Raw genomic sequence first — 20,249 nt, forward strand, 5'->3', positions numbered from 1 at the left:
CCAATCACCTTTTATTTTATTGTGAATTTAAACACATCATTTTTAATCTTCTTAAATACTGGTGGTAAGCTTTCTATTATAGTTTTATTGTTTAAATAGCTTAATTTATCTGGTGCATCTCTAAAAATTAATTTATATGCATATAAGAACTGACAATCAAGTCCAAACTTATTTGCAAAAAATGAATTTAATTTTCTATCTCCGTATTTGTTATCACCAATTATAGGAGTTCCTAAATGTGATAGGTGTGCTCTAATTTGGTGACTTCTTCCTGTTATTAAATCTATTTCTAAAAATGAATACGCTCCATTTGTTTTCAAAGTTTTAACTTCCATTGCTATTTCTTTTGAATCATTTATTTTTTCATCATATATTCTTGATATATTAGCTTCTTCATTTTTATGGATATATCCTTTATATAATCCATCTTTAATTTTTCCTTTTACTAATGTATTATAATACTTTTCAACTTTACCTTCTCTAATCATTTCATTCATTGTTCTTAATGATTCAAAGTTTTTCCCGAATATAACTATTCCTGAAGTATTTCTATCTAATCTATTACATGGTGCAGGAGTAAATGTTAATTCATTTTCAGGTAAGTAATCACCTTTTTCATTTAAATATGATAATACGTAATCAGTTAAACTTGCCTCTTTTCCCTTTTCATCAGGGTGCACTAAAATATTAGGCCATTTTTCAACTATTAGTATATTAGAATCTTCATAAGTGATCTTCATTCCTCTAGCATTAACTTTAATAAACTTTTCTTCTGGCTTTTCTTTATTACTTTGTATATATTTTATTTCTACTACATCATCTATTTGTAAAGAGTAATTTTCCTTTTGTTTCTTTCCATTAACTCTTACATCACCTTTTCTTAAAGCCTTAAATATTTTGCTTAAAGGAACATCTTTTAATAATTTTCTTAAAAATTTGTCTAATCTTTGACCTGCTTCATTTGTGCCTATTTCTATTCTCAAACTAATCACTCCTAGTTTTTTAGTATTCTAACTATATTTTCCCCATTGTTATAGATTAATATTAAATTAGCTTCTTGTCAAATACTCTAACACCATTTGACACTGCATTGCTACGCCTAATGGCAGACAATCTTCATCTATATCAAACAAACTACTATGAGCAGGATAAATTATATTTTTACTTTTATTTCCTGAACCTAAAAAGTAAAAAACAGCAGGTCTTTCATTTGCAAAATATGCAAAGCTTTCAACACCCATCTTGGCATTTTTTTGAAGTAATATATTTTCTTTTCCTATAACTTTTTCAGCACCTATCTTAAATAAATCAACCATAAAATCATCATTATATAAATTAGGATAAGATTCTTCTATATCTATTTCTGCTGTTGCTCTTGAAGATTTGCATATTCCATCAACAATTTCAATTAATCGTTCTTTAGCAAATAATCTGTCTTCCTTACTCATAGTTCTGATAATACCACTTATCTTTACTTCATCTGGTATTATATTTTGAGCTGTTCCACCATGAATACTTCCTACCGTTATAATTGCTGGATTTGATGTATTTATTTCTCTGCTTACTATAGTTTGCAAGGCTAATACAACATGACTTGCTATAACAACTGGATCTACAGTTGTATGTGGATAAGCTCCATGTCCGCCAGAACCTTTTATCGTAATAGTAAATGGGTTAGATGCTGCATTAACTACGCCAGGCTTTAACATTATAGTTCCGCATTCTAAAGTTTCTTCAACATGAAGACCACATATACAATCAACTCTTGGATTTTCTAAAACTCCCTCTTCTATCATAAATCTAGCTCCACCTATAGTTTCCTCGGCTGGCTCAAATAATAGTTTTACATTTCCAGTAAATAAATGTTTGTTTTGATTTAACAATTTAGCTGATCCAAGCAATATAGTTGTATGAGCATCATGTCCACATGCATGCATTCTTCCCTTAATCTTTGATGCATAATCGCAAACTTTTTTATCTATAATTGGAAGCCCATCTATATCTCCTCTTAAGGCTATAGTCTTTTCACTACCTTCGGTATTTTTTTTAGTTCCTCTTATTATTCCACATACTCCTGTTTTAGAAACTTCTTTAAATTCTATTCCTTCATTTTTTAAAAAACTTTTTATAAACTTTGAAGTTTCATATTCTTCCATCCCTATTTCAGGGTGTTCATGTAATGTTCTTCTTATATTTATTAATTCATCCTTTATGCTTATTGCTTCCTCTTTAAAATTCATATTCTTGCCCCCTATTTCAATGTGAAATTTAACTTTATTAACTCCAAAAAACTTGAATATTATCCCCACTTTTCAACTTTTCTGTATATCCCACTTTATTTCCATTAAGTAACAAAGTAATTATTCCCTTTGCTTCTTTTAGATTAAACTCTACATAATTAAAGATATCAACAAAGATATAATCTTTTTGTCCACTAAGCGTTATTAACTCATCATTAAATGTTACTTGAATGTCGTTATTGATATCTAAGTTTTCTTTTAAATCCTTTACTTTAATTTTATCTTCATATTCAATTGTATTTGTTTCATCTTTTTGCTTGTCTAAAAAATTTGAATTACTATAATATATCAGGTTATCGCCTTCACTAACTATATAATCTGCTAATAATTCTACTCCGCTTTTTTCTAATGAAACATCTTCTTTTATTATATATTCCTTTATATCTTTAATTGATTTAGGAAATATTATATTAATATCATCATTTTCTTGTATATAATAATCTATGCTTCTAATTTCATTATTAACAATAATGATTGGTTCTAAATTAATTAACTTATTATTTATATATATACCTATACTATTAAACTCTTTTATTTGTTCAATTATTTTAGGTCTTGCATCTTTTCCTGGAACTGCATATGATATTTCTATTATATCTCCATCATTAACATGCTTATCTATGCTTTCTAGTTTATCATTAAGTTTAATTATAGGATTTTTTCCTTTTTCTCCAAAAGCTATTCGCTTTATACCATTCAATTTATATCTTAAATTCTTGCCATTTTTCCCAATAAGCATACTTGGATTTATGCCTGCTTGTATAATAACATCCATAATAGTATGATTATGAGAATTAAACATACTTACAGGAGTTCCATTTAATATAACATCTATAAAATCCTTTTCTCCATTCTTTAATGCCACAAGAGCAATTCCAAGTACTGTTACTCCAGCTGATCCTAAGTTATTATCACTTATACATTCAACTACAGCTTTTCTATCTTTTATCGCTATTCTTTGAACTGGAATATTTAATTTTTCACTAAGTTCTTCTATCATCCAAGGGGTATGAGCTCCACCCCCCACTAAAAACAATGCACTTGGCGATTTATTTCCATTAAGTTCAATTATCTTTGAAGCAATTCCCTCAGAAATTTTTCTTACTACTGGTCTAATTGACTTTTTTATACTTTCGGACTTAATTGTATTTTCAAATCCAATTATATCTGTATATGTTATCTCTTCTTTTAACTCTAAATTTCTTTTTATGTATTCAGCTGTATTAAAATCAACCAAGCACTCCTGCACTATGGCTTCTGTTACCTCATCACCAGCCTGTGGAACCATTCCATATGAAGATATGCTTTCCTTGGAGCTTATAGCTATATCAGACGTTCCTGCTCCAATATCAACTAGAGCTATATTTAAAAGTCTTAAGTTTTTAGGTACCACAGCTTCTATAGCAGCAATAGGTTCTAAAGTTAAGTTACTTACTCTTAGCCCAACCTTTTTCATAACTGTATATAATGAGTCAACTACAGAACGTGGTAAAAATGTAGCTATTACTTCTACTGATGCTCCTTCACCTTTATGCCCTACTAAATTAGATATAACAAATCCATTTAAATAATAGTTTTTTACTGAATAACCTACACAATATAATTTTCCATCTGTAGTTTTATTTATTTCACTTTCAGCTTCCTTTAGAGCAATCATCTCCAAGTTTCTTATCTCTTCCTTTGTTATCTCTTCTTCGGAATTAAGCTCCATTTTCCCTTCTGAATTTATAGTCTTTAAAAATCTACCAGCTGCAGCAATAGATACATTATCTAACTTTATTCCAAGCTCTGACTCTATATCATCTACTATCTTCTTTACTGATCTTGCTACTAATTCTATATCATGAATTTGACCATCTATCATAGCTCTTTCTTCATGTTCTAGATATTTTTCACATATTATTTTTACCTTATCATTTTCTACTATTCCTATACTTCCAATAATAGATCTTGTTCCTACATCTAGTGCAAATTTAATATTCTTTAAATTTACATCATTCATTTGCTAACACCCCATATTTAATATATTAACTCATTTTCTTCATTATCTTTATCTTTATCTTTGTCTTTTATCTCTTCATTCTTTCTAATCTTCTCAAACTTTATTAAGGCATAATAAACTCCACTTTCTACTGCAAATGTTATAATAAAATATAGTACAGCAAATATTAATATTCCTACTAAAATATAAACCAATTACAAATCCCCCTTATATTACCATAATAAGATTATACATCCTAAAAAAGTAATAGTGAACAATTAGTTCACTATTATAACAAGATTATTTTCAATTAGTACCTTGAGAGAGAAGCTTTTACTAAGGTTATCACCAAAATCAATTTTAATTACATCTTTATCTATTGATACTACTTTTCCATCCCCATAAGCTCTGTGATGAATCATATCATTAACTTTTATTCCGTAATCCTCATTTAAATTTATATCTTTAAATCCACCTTCTTGTGCAAATCTAGATACATCTTTAAACCTTCCTCTTTGTGTTTTAGGAGAAAAGATATATAAATTATTTATTGCTCTAGTTATTCCAACGTAAAACAATCTTCTTTCTTCTTCTATATTTTCATCCATTGATGATTTATGCGGAATCGTTTCTTCTGTAGCATTTATTATAAAAACATTTTTAAACTCCATTCCCTTAACACCATGAATGGTGCTTAAAATTACGCCTTCTTGTACAGCTTTACTCTCTTCTATTTTTTCTTTAACTCTTTCAACATGACCTAGTAACTCTATTATAGTTTTTAACCCATCTGCTGCACTCTTAAATTCTTCTATTATATCCTCAAGTTCATCTATACTTTGATTGTACCTTTCTCCATACTCTTTTAGGTAATCTATATAATTTAGTCCTGAAACTATATATTGTATTGCACCTGATAAAGAAAGTTTATTTAAATATAATATATCCCTTCGCAATTCATCTAACTTTTTTGCTTGATATGGCGGTGTATCTTTCTTATCTATTAATATGTCAAACGGAGATTTATCCTCAAATGAATTTCTTATATATTCTAAATTTGATTTACTCACATATCTAAAAGGCTTATTTATTATTGATAGAAAGCTTTCTTTATCTTTTATGTTTATTGAAAGCTTTAAATATGAAAGTATATCCTTACATATAAAATGCTCAAAAAAATTATATCCTTTATCTAATAACACAAATGGTATTCTCCTACGAGTAAATGTATCTATCATACTCCTTGCTTCCATGTTTGTTCTATATAAAACTGCATTATCACTTAGATTATCAATAGATTTTTCAATTATGCCTGCTATTTCTTCACCTTGAATCCTCTCATCATAAGGAGTTGTAAATTTTATTATGCCAACAGAGTCCTTATAAGAATTTATAACTTTATCATTTCTACTCTTATTATTTTTTATTACTTCCTTTGATGCTTCTACTATATTTTCATTACTTCTATAATTTATAGAAAGGTATATCTTTTTAGCCTTTGGAAATATTTCATCAAATCTTACCATGTATTCTGGTTTTGATCCCCTAAAGCTATAGATACATTGATCCTCATCTCCAACTGCAAAAAGTGAATTTTCATGATTTATCAACTTTAAGAATTGAATTTGTAATTCATCACAATCTTGAAACTCATCAACTAAAATATATTTAAACATTTCTCTATATTTATTTAAGGTATTAGGATTATCTCTTAATAAATTTATTACTTTAATTGATAGATCATCAAAATCCCAAAGTCCATTTTTAGTTTTATACTCCTCATATTTCTGTAAACATTCAATAAAAATATCTTTTGCCATAGTAGGTTTAAATTCTTCTATAGCTTTTAAGGAAGTTTTAAAAAATGAGATATTATTTAATGCCTCCTTTATTTTATCTTCGCTTACTTCATCTGAATACTTTGATAAAACAGACTTTATTAACCTATGAGAAATTCCCCCATCTATTATTGATATGTTAAATCCCTCTTTTAAAAGAATTTTATAAAACAATCCATGAAATGTACCAAAAAAAGGGGCAATTTCTTTATTAAATACATTTTTATATCTACTTCTCATATTATCAGCTGCAGCTCTAGTAAAAGTTATTATTATAATATTACCTAATCTCACTTTTAACTCATTTACTAAATAATTAACTCTATTTATAATAACTGTAGTTTTTCCTGATCCAGGTGCTGCAACAACTAGTACATTTTTTTCTTTTATATAAACAGCTTCTTTTTGATATTCATCTAAATAAATTTTCATATTTGCTCCTTTTTTATATTATATTATTGACTTTTTTATGCTATAAATAACTATATTGTAATAATTTATGTATAGATGTACAATATATTTATATATTGTAATTTATCCTATAGATAAATTCATTTACTATATTTAAACGTATATAAGTTACAATTAATACTTAATATCCAACTAAAATATCTAAGTATTTGATAATAAATAAAGTTAGTATTTCAGTAACTTATAAAAAAATAGATAATATATGCTTTTAATTTCGCTTTTTTCTAAAACTAATCATATCCAATATTTAATATAATACTAACTTTGATTATGTATATTATAATTGAAACATATATAATTTATAAGAGGAGAAAAACATGGAAAATTTAATTAGATTTGATGTTACTAATGAACGTAACCTTACTATGTTAGTAGACTTTTATGAACTAACAATGGCAAATGGATATTTCAATAAAGAAATTGAAAATAAAATTGCATATTTTGATATGTATTTTAGAAGAGTTCCAGATGGTGGTGGATACTGTATAATGGCTGGTGTAGATCAACTTATACAATATCTAAACAACTTAAAATTTACTCAATCTGATATAGAATATCTAAGAAGCAAAAATATTTTTTCTGAAGAATTTTTAAATTACTTGAAAAATTTTAAATTTGAATGTGATGTCTGGGCTATTCCAGAGGGAAACTTTGTTTTTCCAAATCAACCATTAGTAATAGTTAGAGGACCTGTTGTTCAAGCTCAATTTATAGAAACAATGATATTACTTACTATAAACCATCAAACACTTATAGCTACTAAAGCTAATAGAATTTGTAGAGCTGCTGCTGGAAGAACAGTTATGGAATTTGGTTCTCGTAGAGCACAAGGCTATGATGGAGCAATTTATGGTGCTAGAGCATCAATAATTGGAGGTTGTGACTCAACAGCTTGTACTATAGCTGATAAATACTTTGATGTTCCAGCTGTTGGAACAATGGCTCATAGTTGGGTTCAATTATTTGATACAGAGTATGAAGCTTTTAAAGCTTGGGCTGAAGTATATCCAGATAATTGCTCACTTCTAATTGATACTTATAACGTATTAAAATCTGGTTTACCAAATGCAATAAAAGTATTCGATGAAATATTAAAACCTATGGGTAAAAGACCTAAGGGAATCAGAATAGACTCAGGTGATATAACTTATTTAACTAAAAAATGCAGAAAGGCTTTAGATGCTGCTGGATACTCCGATTGTAATATAATAGTATCTAATTCCTTAGATGAACACATAATAAGAGATGTATTAGATCAAGGGGCTTGCATAGATTCATTTGGTGTTGGAGAAAGATTAATTACTGCTAAGTCAGAGCCTGTTTTTGGTGGCGTATACAAACTTGTGGCTGTAGAAAATAATAATCAGATTATCCCTAAAATAAAGATAAGCGAAAACACTGAGAAAATTACTAACCCTGGATTTAAAAAGATATACAGAATTTATGATAATGAAACTCATAATGCAATAGCTGACGTAATAGCTTTAAATCATGAAGTTATTGATGAATCAAAACCACTTGAAATATTCCATCCTATTGAAACATGGAAAAGAAAAACTGTTACTAATTTCTATGTTAAAGATTTAATGGTGCAAATATTTGATAAAGGCGAGCAAGTATATGAAAGCCCATCAGTTTTAGAAATAAAAGAATTTTCAAAGAATGAAAGCTTAAAAATGTGGCCAGAAATATTAAGATTTGAAAATCCTCATAATTATTATGTAGATTTATCCCAAGATCTATGGACACTAAAGCAAGATTTACTTCATAAGTGCATAAAATAAAAAAGAGTGATTTAATCACTCTTTTTTATTTATTTTAATAATTAATAACTTTATCATCAATATTATAGTTTAAATATCTATCTTGTGAATAAAATAAGTCTTCATCCACGCTACCAACAAACTCCACTTTATTATTTGAAGACAAAAACTCCTTAAATGGACACGTATCAGCTTCATCGCTTTTAGAATACATAGGACATGTATTATAACAACTTACCTTTTCTTTATTGGTTGACCAAAACGGACACTTACTCATACCTCTCCCCCCAATACCTAAAGTGTGAAAACGAAATCACAATTTTCTTATATTATATTATATCTTTTTGCTAAAATAAAGTATTTTATATCCCTTTTTGAAAAATAAATATCGACTTAATTCCCTATATTTTTACACCACTCAATAGAGCTACAATATATATCAACTAAAACTCCATCATCAATTTTTAAATTAGTACATTGCTCTTCTATTTTTTTATTATCTAGTACTTCGTATGCTAAGGCTAACTCTAAAATATCTCTTAGAATATTTTTTTCTCCGATTAAAGCCTTCTTTATTTCTATATTAACAGGTAAGTTTTCAACAACATAATTGATATCTTTCTCCATCATTAAATGTAAGTTTGAAAACAACCCAACCATAAAGGCTGATGATAAATCATTATAGTGTATTATCTTAGATATTCCCTCACAGAATTTAGCCCTTATTACTATATTCTTAGCATACTCATCACTTTTACCAGACGAAATTTCCACAACCGACAATATTGATAACCACTTTCTAAGTTCTTCTCTTCCAATTAACATTATAGCCTGCTTTATAGATTTAACTTCTTGAAGAAAGCTAAAATAAGATGAATTTATAAATCTTAAGAATTTATATGTTAAAGCAATATCTGTTTTCATTGTGTACTCAACTTTATCTATATCATAATCTTCTCTTATTAATTCTATCAAAAGTGTAAAAATACTAGTGTTCTTTATTGCCATATCTTTTCCTAAAAATATAGCTGGCTTACTATAATAAAATCCTTGAAAATAATCATATTCAAGGCTTTTTGCTTCTTCCAAATCTTCTAATGTCTCTATTTTTTCAGCTAGCATTTTAATACTAAACCTTTTACAAATTTGAGCAATTTTTTCTCTTGATTCTTTAGATGAAAGAAGAAAATCAACTTTTGCTATGTCTATAACCCCAATAAAATTTATAATATCATTTATATCTACCACATCATCTAATGCTATGCAGTATCCTAATTCTTTTAAATAAGATAATTGATTAATTACATCTTCCGATGGATTAACACTTTCAAGTATTTCTATTACTACTCTTTCTTTTGGTAGTAATGTTGCAATATTCTTCTTTATTAACTTTTCTGAAAAATTAACAAAAGCTAGTTTATTATCAGTTAATATATCTAACCCAAAAGACGATATATTATCTATTACTTTATATGTAGCCTCTTCATCTTCAATATAGCCTTCAAAATTATTTTTTAAAGAATTTCTATAAAGCAATTCATAAGCTACTACTTTTTCTTCTTTATTATATATCCCTTGCCTAGCTATAAAAATATCCATTTTCTCATCCTCTATTATTAATTTATAATTATTATATACTAATAACATGTAATTTAAAAGAAATTAAGTAAATTTAACAGAAAAGTAAAAAGATATGAAATTAGTGTCTATATTCTGCACTCTATTCCATATCTATAATATTATATCTAAACCATTAATTATCTTATCTTTTGCAATGACTACTATTTTTAACTACTGATATATTAATTATTTCATTAGTAAATGCTTTAAGTAGTGCTTTTTCCAAAACTTTTTCTTGATCAAAATTTTCTATATCCCTACATTCAGCAAATACCTTATTTATTTCTCCATCTACATTTCTATATGTTAAAGTTACATATGGCTTTTCATATTCCACTTTAATTATCTTTAATCCCCATGATATCTGCGCATAATCACCATCTGTGGTAAGTTGTGTTAATTCTCTTAATTTTACTTTTTCCTCTGAAGGGTCAGTTATTACAATTAATTCGTCTCCAACTTTATATTTTGCCATTTTATTTCCTCCTCATAAATATAAATTCATCTTTATTATATATTATTGCTACTTTTTATGATATTATTATTTTATAAGATTAAATAATTTAAACTATATAAGTTTGTTAATTTATTAACAACTTTAATATTATATTATCATATAATATTAACGAATACAATAGTAACAAGAAAATTTTACTATATAATTAAAATATTTCAACAATTAATATTAATTATTCAATAGCATTAATTACTAAAAAACATTTGTTGACACTTAATTCTTTATAATATATAATTTAATTAATAATAAAAAAGGATGGTGTATTATGGAGAATATAACTTCTATCTTCAGAGAAAAGAAACTAAAACTTACTCCTCAAAGATTAGCAGTTTATAAATATTTAATGAGTACAGATGAACATCCTTCTGCAGAAATTATATATAAAGCACTTCAACCTGAGTATCCTACTATGAGTTTAGCTACAGTTTATAAAGCATTAAAGACTTTAGTAGAAGTTAAATTAGTTCAAGAAATTAATGTTGGAGAAGGCAATTTTAGATATGATGCTAATTCACATGAACATGCTCATATTCAATGTATCAACTGTAGTAAGGTAACTGACTTAGAAAATATATCATTTACGACTCTTAATCGTACTGCTGAGGAGTGCTCAGAATATAAAGTTCTATCAAACAAAATATTTTTTTACGGATTATGTAAAGATTGTCAATAAATGATTAAGCTAGAAATTTTAATTAATTTCTAGCTTTTTATTTATTTTGTATTAATCGCTAATAAGCCTCATATAATAAATTGAGGTGATTATATGTCAAGATTTATAATTATAAAAAAGAATGTTGTACTCTCTTATATAATAACTTTCCTTATATTTTTTGTGTTTATATTATCTACTTATTTTTTTCTTACTAATAATAATTCTATAGAAACACTCACACCAATTACTTCAAAAAATTATAATGATTTTGACTTAGATGGAGATGGTGAAAATGATAAGATTGAAATATCCAAGGAAAATAATAACTACATATTAAATATAAAAAGCAAAGATAAAACTTATCCTCTTGTTAATAATGACGGATCAAATTTGCTTGGAGATTCACTTATTAAATGGCCTATCAAAGTGAATATTATAGATTTATCCAGAAATAACCTTCCAGAAATAATTGTACAGTTATCCAAAGATAAATCTCCTGTAAATTATGTATTTTCATGGAATGGATCTAAATTTGTAAATACATTTTTTTCAAGTGATAATATAATAGGGATACTTGATTCCAACAATAACAAGACGCCTAAACTGCTCTCTCTTTCTTCGAGCAAAGGTGATGGTTCTACCAAAAGTATTCTTTTCCTAGGAGATAACATAAAAGATATAACATTTTCAAAAATAAAAGTTCCTGGATTATCTGCAATTCAAGGATTTATAGATGTAATTGAAGCTCCTTACGAATTATCTGAGGCACCTAACATTTTCACTCCTAATATAGATAGTACTGAACTTGCAATATTATGGGGATTAGATAAGGATAATACAAGATATTCCTTCCAAAATGGTTATTTTTCAGATTTTAAATGGGATTCAAATGGGAATATATTAGGGGTAAATTGGACATTATCATTTGAATCTGTAAAAAATACAAATGATTCTTCTCCTGATAAAGAGCTATTATTGTATTTATCAGTAGAAGATGATGGATATGGTTCTCTTAAAATATCTTCAATAAAGAAAATATAAAATTAAAAGGCCGCTATAAGCGGCCTTAAAAGGGGGATGGGGGGGTTTTAGCTTAAACGAAGATTTCTCATCGCTTGCTATAGGAGAATACTTCTCCGGTACAATAATATTATTTACATAGACTTACCTTTTTATACATTTCCTTAATAAATTTCTAAATTTCATTATTCCTTAAAATATCCATTATTGTAAGCTTCTATAACTTTATCTATAAAATTAGCTTTTTTTGAATCAACTATACTTTTTATAGCTATTAACATTTGTATGTTCTCATCATCTAGTAAATCATCATCTAGTAAGCTATTATCAGAAGTGTCACTCTTTATATCAGTTATGTCAAAATTATTATCATTAGAAGAAGCAAAATTTGAATTGCTGTCTAAATTAGTATTATTATTTCCTAAATTAAAGTTTCCCATCCCTAAATTATTCATCATACCTTGTAAAGCTCCTAAGTCAAATCCACTTCTATTATTTATCCCGCTTCTCCCCTGTTGATTATTTCCAAACTGCCCTAAATTAAAGTTATTTAAATCTAATCCATCCATCTTCATAGATGAAAGCACATTTCCGATTTGACCCATATCCATATTTCCGCCAAACATACTCATAAGTTGAGCAGGGTTTATGCCAAATGGCGCATTATTATTCACCCTATTACCGGAGTTATTATTAATTTCTCTCTCCCCTTTATGTCTATGTTTCTTTTTTGACATTTAGGTTCCTCCTATTATATTCCTGTTGCTTTATTATATGTAAAAAAATTAAATATGTTTATACTTTTAGGCATTTTTTTGGAGGGCTAAGCCCTCCATCCTCTATACTAACAGCAAGCGTCTCCGCCAAATAAGCTTCCTAAACAGCCTCCGCATAGTAAGAATAATAAAATTATTAAAACTGAACAGTTATTATTTAAAAGCCCTGATCCACATGCAATTAATAAGAATATTATAGGTGTAATACAACTATTCATTCCACCAAATATATTTCCAGTTCCACAACATGGCATTGGTTCACAGCAGCAGCAGCAATCATCATAATCTTTTTTATGGGAATGTTTCCTTGACATAACTATCTCTCCTTTCTAATTTAAATTAGCAGCATCCGCCAAATATATTTCCGTTTCCACAGTTACCAAATCCTGAGCAACCGTTGCAAAGGAATAGAATTACTAATAAGAATAGATAAGATGAGCAGTTTCCAGCTCCATATCCACCATATCCGCCATCACAGCAACAATCGTGTTTACGTTCTTTTCTACAGCAACAGCTATTATTGTATCCTCCGCCGAATCCTCCACTATAGAATAGTATTAATAGTATCCATATCCAACTTCCAAATCCACAGCCACATCCTATATTATTAAATGGGCCTTGGTTTGAACATTGGGGTGCAATATTATCACTACAACCGCATGAATTTAAACCATTTAGAATTTCATTCATTTCCATAACTTACTCCTCCTTAGGATTTTTAGTTTTTTTTGTTTTATAGTATATACTATTCTCTCGAATAATAATTGCCACTGTTTTTTATTGTAATATTTTAAATTTTTATAAATAAAAAAAAGAACTTATAGTATTCACTACAAGTTCTTTAATATATTATTCTACTTCAATATTATCAATTATAGGCCCAAAAAGGTTATCTATCAGCTCATCCTTCCCCTTTTTATGAACTGAAGAAAAGAAATATAATTTATCTTCCTTTGATAAATTTAATGTCTCTCTTATTACTTTTTCACTTTTCCTTAACTCATTATTAGACAGTTTATCGCTTTTAGTTGCTATAACTACCTCATCATACCCATAAAACTTAATCCATTCGTGCATTTGTATATCATCTGCTGTAGGCTTATGTCTAGAATCTACTAAAAGTACTACTCTTTTTAATTCTTCTCTTCCATTTAAGTACGTTTCTATAGTTTTTCCCCAACTTGCTTTTTCAGTTTTAGATACTTTAGCATATCCATATCCAGGTAAGTCAACTAGATAAAACTCATCACCATTTATAATGAAGAAATTTATTAATCTTGTTTTTCCTGGTGTTTGACTAACCTTTGCAAGTTTTTTCCTATTAGTTAAAGCGTTTATTATAGAACTTTTCCCAACATTAGAACGTCCCACAAATGCTATTTCTGGTAATCCTGTCACAGGGTACTGCTCTTTTTTAACTGCAGATATAACAAAATCTGAATTTTTAATTTTAATCAATAGTATCAACTCCAATTATAGCTTTATTTAATACTTCATTAACATGATCAACTGTAATGATATTAAGCTTATTTTTTACTGTACTTGGTATCTTAATTATATCTTTCTCATTTTCCTTTGGTATTATAATAGTATCAATCCCAGCTCTATAAGCAGCAATTGATTTTTCTTTTAATCCTCCTATTGCAAGCACTCTACCAGTTAAAGTAACTTCTCCAGTCATTGCAACATTACTTCTTACCTTTTTTTGAGTTAAAGCTGAAATAATAGAAGTTATTATAGTAACACCTGCAGAAGGACCATCTTTCTTTATAGAACCTTCAGGGAAATGTATGTGAATATCAGTATTCTTATAGAATTCTTCATTTATACCATATCTTACTGCATTAGCTCTTACAAATCCAAATGCAATCTTAGCTGATTCTTGCATAACATCACCTAATTGTCCTGTAAGAACTAATTTACCTGTTCCCTTCATAGTAACAGATTCTACTGGCAATGTATCTCCACCAGCAGCAGTCCATGCCATTCCTTTTACTACTCCTACTCTATCTTCCTTTTCTTTTATATCAAAACTATATATCTTGTTTCCTAAATACTTCTCAATTCTATTAGAAGATATTGATATTGATGTCTTATCATTCTTTATCATCTCTGTAAGAGCTTTTCTTATTAGCTTTCCTAAAACTCTTTCTAAACTTCTTACTCCAGCTTCCCTAGTATAAGAGTTTATTATTTCCTTTATAGCACTTTCAGATATCTTAAATTGATCATTTGTTAACTTATGATCTTTTAATAATTTTGGTATTAGATAATCTCTAGCTATATAATATTTTTCTTCATAAGTATAACCAGATACCTCTATAATCTCCATTCTATCTAATAATGGTGCTGGTATTGTATCTAGTGAATTAGCTGTGGTTATAAATAATACTTTAGATAAATCCATATCTAATTCTAAGTAATGATCTCTAAATGTATTGTTTTGTTCACTATCTAATACTTCTAAAAGAGCATCTGCCACATTCCCTCTGTTATCAGATCCTAATTTATCTATTTCATCTAATAAAATAAGAGGATTATTAACTTTAGCTTCTTTTAAAGCATATGCTAATCTACCTGGAATAGCTCCAACATAAGTTTTCCTATGTCCTCTGATTTCAGCTTCATCTCTAACGCCTCCTAGAGACATTCTTGTGTACTTTCTATTAGTTGCATTTGCTATTGATTTAGCTATTGATGTTTTACCTACTCCTGGAGGTCCAACTAAACATAATATTGGCCCTTTCAAGCTATTTGTATATTGCTTTACAGCTAAGTATTCTACTATTCTTTCCTTTACTTCTTCTAGTCCATAATGTTCATTATTAAGTATTTTTTCAGCTTCATTTACATCAAAAGTATCCTTTGTTGATTTACTCCAAGGTATATCAAGTATCCAATCTAAATAACTTCTTATTACATTACTTTCAGATCCCTGACCAGATGCTGATTTCAATCTTGAAAGTTCACTTTCAGCTTTTTCTCTAACATGTTTAGGTAATTTAGCCTTTTTAATTCTTTCCTCGTATTTAGATATTTCTTTTTTATCTTCATCATCTTCTCCAATTTCCTCTTGGAGTACTCTTATTTGTTCTCTTATATAATATTCACGCTGAGATTTATCAACACTCTCTTTAAGTTTCTTACCTATTTTCTTTTCAACATTTATTATATCTATTTCATTTTCTAATATAACAAGTAGTTTTTCTATCCTGTTAATGCAATTAACCTCTTGTAGTATTTCTTGCTTTTTATCTTCATCTACAATTACATATGAAGCAACTACATCTACAAGCTCACTATAGTTTTCTATTGTATCAAATATAGATATAATATTATTTTTCATATTTCCTGAAGCTTTAATATATCTACTAAAACTCTTTTTTAAAGAATTTATATAAGCCTCAATATTTTCATATTCTTCATTTGAAGGCTCTTCGATTCTTTCTACTGATACTTTTAAATATCCTTCACTTGAATCTAATTCTTTAATTTCTCCTCTATCTAATCCTTCAACTAACACTCTTATTACATCATTTGGTAGCTTTATTATTTGTTTAACCTTACATATAGTTCCTATATTATAAATATCACCAATTTCCGGTTCCTCTATTTCATAATCCTTTTGAGTTGCTAAGAATATATCTGTTTGATTTTCCATCGCTGCTTCTATAGCTGCCTTAGACTTTTCTCTTCCTACATCAAAATGTATTATCATATTAGGAAAAATACTAATTCCCCTTAGAGGAATCAAAGGTAGAGCCATTAATTTTTCACTCATTTATTCCCATCCTCCTTACATTATTATGTAACTTTTATAGTATACACATAAAATTATTATTTTTCAATCTATTTTAATCTATACAATACATAATACTTAAATTTCTATATAAAATAAGTAATATTAATTATTATTTTATACTTATTATTATAATTATAATATAAACTTGAAATTTAGCAATGGACAATATTAGTAATGAGTAATACTATTAAATCTACTTATACTGGTTCACTTTATAATTAAAAGAGCCGTCTTACGACAGCCCATTAAAAATATGAATATAAATTTATTAATATAATTTTTTCTGAATCATTAAATATATATTTTTACTCCTCTCCTTTGGCTGATAATATATCTAAGTTGTTATTAACAACTACATCTTCTACAACCATATCTTCAACAATTACATCTTTTAATAGTGCTTCATTTATCACTTCATTTAAACTTTTAACAGCTACAACTTCAATTCCTTCTATATCATTAAAACTGTCCTTCCAATTTTCAATTGGTATAATGACTTTTGTTGCACCAGCCTTTTGTGCTGCATTTATTTTTGCATTTACCCCTCCAATAGGCTTAACTTCTCCTAAAAGACTTATTTCTCCGGTCATAGCAACTTTATTATTTACTTTAACTTTATTTATAGCACTATATATAGCAGTTGCAATTGTTATTCCTGCTGATGGTCCATCAACTGGCATTCCCCCTGGAATGTTTATATGTATATCATAATTTTCACATTCCAAATTAAAAATATTATTTAAAACTGTAAGCACATTTTGGATTGATGAATATGCTGTACTTTTTCTTTTAATTTTTCTATTGTTACTACTTATTTCTTCTTCTTCAACAATACCTGTAACCTTTAAGTTTCCTATTCTATGCGCCACTTTCTTTGCAGTTGCTTCTATTTCCATTAATATACCTATATTAGCTCCATGCACTGCTAATCCATTAACTACTCCTATTTCTGCTTTATCTTTAATTTTTTTATCAGGAATTTGAGTATAATTTCCATTTTCTATGACCCACTGTATATCATCTATATTTATATCGCTTCTATTTTCATTTATTGCTACTCCTGAAGAAAGCTGTATTAAATTTACAACATCTCTTCCATTAGTACAATACTTTGAAATTAAATCTAAACATTTATCATCTATTTCTAGCCCAACCTTATTAGCTGCATTTTTACCTATTGTTTTAATTTCTTCAGGATGTAATGATCTAAAAAATATTTCTACACACCTTGATCTTATAGCTGGAACTATTTCTTCTGGACTTCTTGTAGTAGCTCCTATTAATCTAAAATCTGCTGGTAATCCATTATCAAAGATTTCTTTTATATAATCTGGCATATTAGGATTTTCACTACTATAATATGAACTATCCAAAAATACTTTTCTATCTTCTAGTACTTTAAGTAACTTATTTAGTTCTATAGGATGCAATTCACCTATTTCATCCATAAATAACATCCCTCCGTGTGCCTTTGTGACAGCACCCGGTTTAGGTTGTGGTATTCCTGCAACTCCTAGAGAGCCAGCCCCTTGATAAATCGGATCATGTACTGAACCTATTAAAGGATCTGCTATTCCTCTCTCGTCAAATCTTATTGTTGTTGCATCAATTTCTATAAATTTCGCATCTTTCTTAAAAGGAGATTTTTCCCTCTTCTTAGCTTCTTCTAATACTAGCCTCGCAGCGGCGGTTTTTCCTACTCCTGGAGGCCCGTATATAATAACGTGCTGTGGGTTAGGTCCACATAAAGCAGCTTTTAAGGCTTTTATTCCATCTTCTTGCCCTATTATTTCTTCAAATTTAGTTGGTCTACTTTTTTCAGTTAATGGTTGGGTTAATTGAATGCTCCTCATTCTGTTTAACTTATCCATTTCCTTAACATTTTCTCTTTCAATAACAACTTTATTATTACTATGGGCTTTATTATTATTTACCATATAATAAATAAATACTATCATAGTCGTTATTTGCAATACCACTAATACTTCAGTCATAAATTTTGCATTACTTTTTAAAAGTTAATGCTCCCTCCCTTCTTTTAGTCATATCAATATTATTAACTTAATCAGAGGTTAATATTCTATAAAAAAAGGGGGAATTACCATTATTTTTCTTGAAGCTATCTTATTGTTATATTTAAAAATAAAAGACATCTTATAGTTAAATATAACAATAAGATGTCTTTTTATTATGCAGTTTCTATACCTTTTCTTTTTTTAGTTTTCTTAGCCTTTAATTGAGGTCTTACCTCACCTTCTGCTAATTTAATAATTTCTGGATTATTTTTTTCTTTTATGCAATCTTCATTTATAATAACTTTAGAAATTGTTTCGTCAGAAGGAATATCAAACATAACTTCTGTCATCATTTCCTCAACTATAGATCTTAAACCTCTAGCACCAGTTTTTCTTTCAATAGCTTCATTTGCTATTGCTTTTAATGCATCATCAGTAAATTCTAACTCAACATTATCAATCTCAAAAAGCTTTCTATATTGCTTAACTAAAGCATTTTTAGGCTGAGTTAATATATTCACTAATGCATCATTATCTAATGATTCTAGAGTTACTACAACTGGTAATCTACCAACGAATTCAGGTATAAGTCCAAACTTTAATAAATCACTTGGCATTATATCTTTAAGTAATTTACCAACATCTTTAGTATGTCTAGATGTTATATTTGCGCCAAATCCTATAGAACTCTTTTCAGTCCTTTTTTCTATTATTTTATCTACACCATCAAATGCTCCTCCACAAATAAATAAGATATTTGATGTATTTATTTGTAAGAATTCTTGATGTGGATGTTTTCTACCACCTTGTGGTGGAACTGAAGCTGTTGTTCCTTCAAGTATTTTTAATAACGCTTGTTGAACTCCTTCTCCTGAAACATCCCTAGTAATAGATGGATTTTCAGATTTTCTTGCAATTTTATCTATTTCATCTATATAAATTATTCCTTTTTCTGCTCTTTCTATATCGTAATCAGCATTTTGGATTAATTTTAATAGAATATTTTCAACGTCTTCTCCTACGTATCCTGCTTCTGTTAATGTTGTTGCATCAGCAATTGCAAATGGAACATTTAAAAACTTTGCTAATGTTTGAGCTAGAAGCGTTTTACCTGATCCTGTAGGTCCTAATAAAAGTATATTACTCTTTTGTAATTCAATATCATCATCTATTAAGTTAGAGTTTATTCTCTTATAGTGATTATAAACGGCAACAGATAATGATTTTTTAGCTTTTTCTTGACCAATTACATATTGATCTAAATAATTTTTTATTTCATTTGGTTTTGGAACACTTGTTGTATCTAATTCAATGCTGTCTTCAAATTCATCTGCTATTATTTCTGAACATAAATCTATGCATTCATCACAAATATATACACCAGGTCCAGCTATTAATCTTTTAACTTGCTCTTGATTCTTTCCACAGAAAGAACACTTAAGTTGTTTCTTCTCATCGTACTTAGCCATAAATTCACCTCGCTTAGATTAA

Annotated in this window: 18 protein-coding genes; 3 read left to right on the top strand and 15 right to left on the bottom strand. The window is 28.0% G+C overall.

What is annotated here, in order from left to right; translation table 11 throughout:
- Positions 1-11 precede the first annotated feature (11 nt).
- The 5 genes from I2E83_RS04715 to I2E83_RS04735 all read right to left on the bottom strand — a co-directional run bounded on the left by I2E83_RS04715 (position 12) and on the right by I2E83_RS04735 (position 6,551).
- On the bottom strand, positions 12-983 hold the full coding sequence (locus I2E83_RS04715; protein ID WP_195262597.1) for an RluA family pseudouridine synthase: 972 nt from the start codon (positions 981-983) through the stop codon (positions 12-14).
- A gap of 66 nt (positions 984-1,049) precedes the next feature.
- Complete coding sequence (locus tag I2E83_RS04720) at positions 1,050-2,240, bottom strand: amidohydrolase (RefSeq protein WP_195428815.1); 1,191 nt, start codon at positions 2,238-2,240, stop codon at positions 1,050-1,052.
- A gap of 37 nt (positions 2,241-2,277) precedes the next feature.
- Positions 2,278-4,302 carry a rod shape-determining protein gene (locus I2E83_RS04725; RefSeq protein WP_195428817.1) on the bottom strand — a complete coding sequence of 675 codons (2,025 nt, stop codon included), beginning with the start codon at positions 4,300-4,302 and terminating at the stop codon, positions 2,278-2,280.
- Positions 4,303-4,319: 17 nt separating this feature from the next.
- A complete protein-coding gene (locus I2E83_RS04730; protein WP_195262600.1) occupies positions 4,320-4,496 on the bottom strand; it encodes a hypothetical protein in 177 nt (58 codons plus the stop codon).
- A gap of 63 nt (positions 4,497-4,559) precedes the next feature.
- Entirely contained in the window at positions 4,560-6,551 is a 1,992-nt protein-coding gene (locus I2E83_RS04735) for an ATP-dependent helicase (protein ID WP_195428819.1), read from the bottom strand.
- 356 nt (positions 6,552-6,907) lie between these two features.
- On the opposite strand from I2E83_RS04735, the gene I2E83_RS04740 reads away from it, so the two are divergent.
- The gene (locus tag I2E83_RS04740; protein ID WP_195262602.1) at positions 6,908-8,374 is read left to right on the top strand and encodes a nicotinate phosphoribosyltransferase; all 1,467 of its coding nucleotides are present in this window, start codon (positions 6,908-6,910) and stop codon (positions 8,372-8,374) included.
- A gap of 34 nt (positions 8,375-8,408) precedes the next feature.
- Here the strand turns inward: I2E83_RS04740 and I2E83_RS04745 are convergent, their stop codons facing one another.
- The 3 genes from I2E83_RS04745 to I2E83_RS04755 form a co-directional block, all read right to left on the bottom strand.
- A complete protein-coding gene (locus I2E83_RS04745; protein WP_195262603.1) occupies positions 8,409-8,630 on the bottom strand; it encodes a hypothetical protein in 222 nt (73 codons plus the stop codon).
- A gap of 116 nt (positions 8,631-8,746) precedes the next feature.
- Entirely contained in the window at positions 8,747-9,952 is a 1,206-nt protein-coding gene (locus I2E83_RS04750) for an HDOD domain-containing protein (RefSeq protein WP_195262604.1), read from the bottom strand.
- A gap of 163 nt (positions 9,953-10,115) precedes the next feature.
- A complete protein-coding gene (locus tag I2E83_RS04755) occupies positions 10,116-10,448 on the bottom strand; it encodes a hypothetical protein (protein ID WP_195262605.1) in 333 nt (110 codons plus the stop codon).
- Between the two features lie 307 nt (positions 10,449-10,755).
- Here I2E83_RS04755 and I2E83_RS04760 point away from each other — a divergent pair, with 307 nt between their 5' ends.
- Both I2E83_RS04760 and I2E83_RS04765 read left to right on the top strand, forming a co-directional pair.
- Complete coding sequence (locus tag I2E83_RS04760) at positions 10,756-11,163, top strand: Fur family transcriptional regulator (RefSeq protein ID WP_195262606.1); 408 nt, start codon at positions 10,756-10,758, stop codon at positions 11,161-11,163.
- A 93-nt stretch (positions 11,164-11,256) separates the two neighbouring features.
- Positions 11,257-12,186 (top strand): hypothetical protein, encoded by a 930-nt coding sequence (locus tag I2E83_RS04765; protein ID WP_195428821.1) that lies wholly within the window; start codon positions 11,257-11,259, stop codon positions 12,184-12,186.
- 164 nt (positions 12,187-12,350) lie between these two features.
- Here I2E83_RS04765 and I2E83_RS04770 read toward each other — a convergent pair whose 3' ends face one another.
- From I2E83_RS04770 to clpX, 7 genes are all read right to left on the bottom strand, one after another.
- A complete protein-coding gene (locus tag I2E83_RS04770; RefSeq protein ID WP_195262608.1) occupies positions 12,351-12,902 on the bottom strand; it encodes a hypothetical protein in 552 nt (183 codons plus the stop codon).
- Positions 12,903-13,009: 107 nt separating this feature from the next.
- Complete coding sequence (locus I2E83_RS04775) at positions 13,010-13,255, bottom strand: hypothetical protein (RefSeq protein WP_195262609.1); 246 nt, start codon at positions 13,253-13,255, stop codon at positions 13,010-13,012.
- A gap of 25 nt (positions 13,256-13,280) precedes the next feature.
- Complete coding sequence (locus I2E83_RS04780) at positions 13,281-13,637, bottom strand: hypothetical protein (protein WP_195262610.1); 357 nt, start codon at positions 13,635-13,637, stop codon at positions 13,281-13,283.
- Between the two features lie 153 nt (positions 13,638-13,790).
- Positions 13,791-14,396: a ribosome biogenesis GTP-binding protein YihA/YsxC gene (gene yihA, locus I2E83_RS04785; protein WP_195262785.1), complete on the bottom strand. Its 606-nt coding sequence runs from the start codon at positions 14,394-14,396 to the stop codon at positions 13,791-13,793.
- A complete protein-coding gene (lon, locus tag I2E83_RS04790; RefSeq protein ID WP_195262611.1) occupies positions 14,392-16,722 on the bottom strand; it encodes an endopeptidase La in 2,331 nt (776 codons plus the stop codon). Before lon ends, yihA begins: the two co-directional genes overlap by 5 nt.
- Before the next feature lie 326 nt (positions 16,723-17,048).
- Positions 17,049-18,737 (bottom strand): ATP-dependent protease LonB, encoded by a 1,689-nt coding sequence (gene lonB / locus I2E83_RS04795; protein WP_195428823.1) that lies wholly within the window; start codon positions 18,735-18,737, stop codon positions 17,049-17,051.
- Between the two features lie 194 nt (positions 18,738-18,931).
- Positions 18,932-20,227: an ATP-dependent Clp protease ATP-binding subunit ClpX gene (gene clpX, locus I2E83_RS04800; protein WP_195262613.1), complete on the bottom strand. Its 1,296-nt coding sequence runs from the start codon at positions 20,225-20,227 to the stop codon at positions 18,932-18,934.
- Between the last annotated feature and the right edge of the window lie 22 nt (positions 20,228-20,249).

Source organism: Clostridium sp. D46t1_190503_E9, from assembly GCF_015555225.1.
Classification (GTDB): Bacteria; Bacillota; Clostridia; order Clostridiales; family Clostridiaceae; genus Clostridium.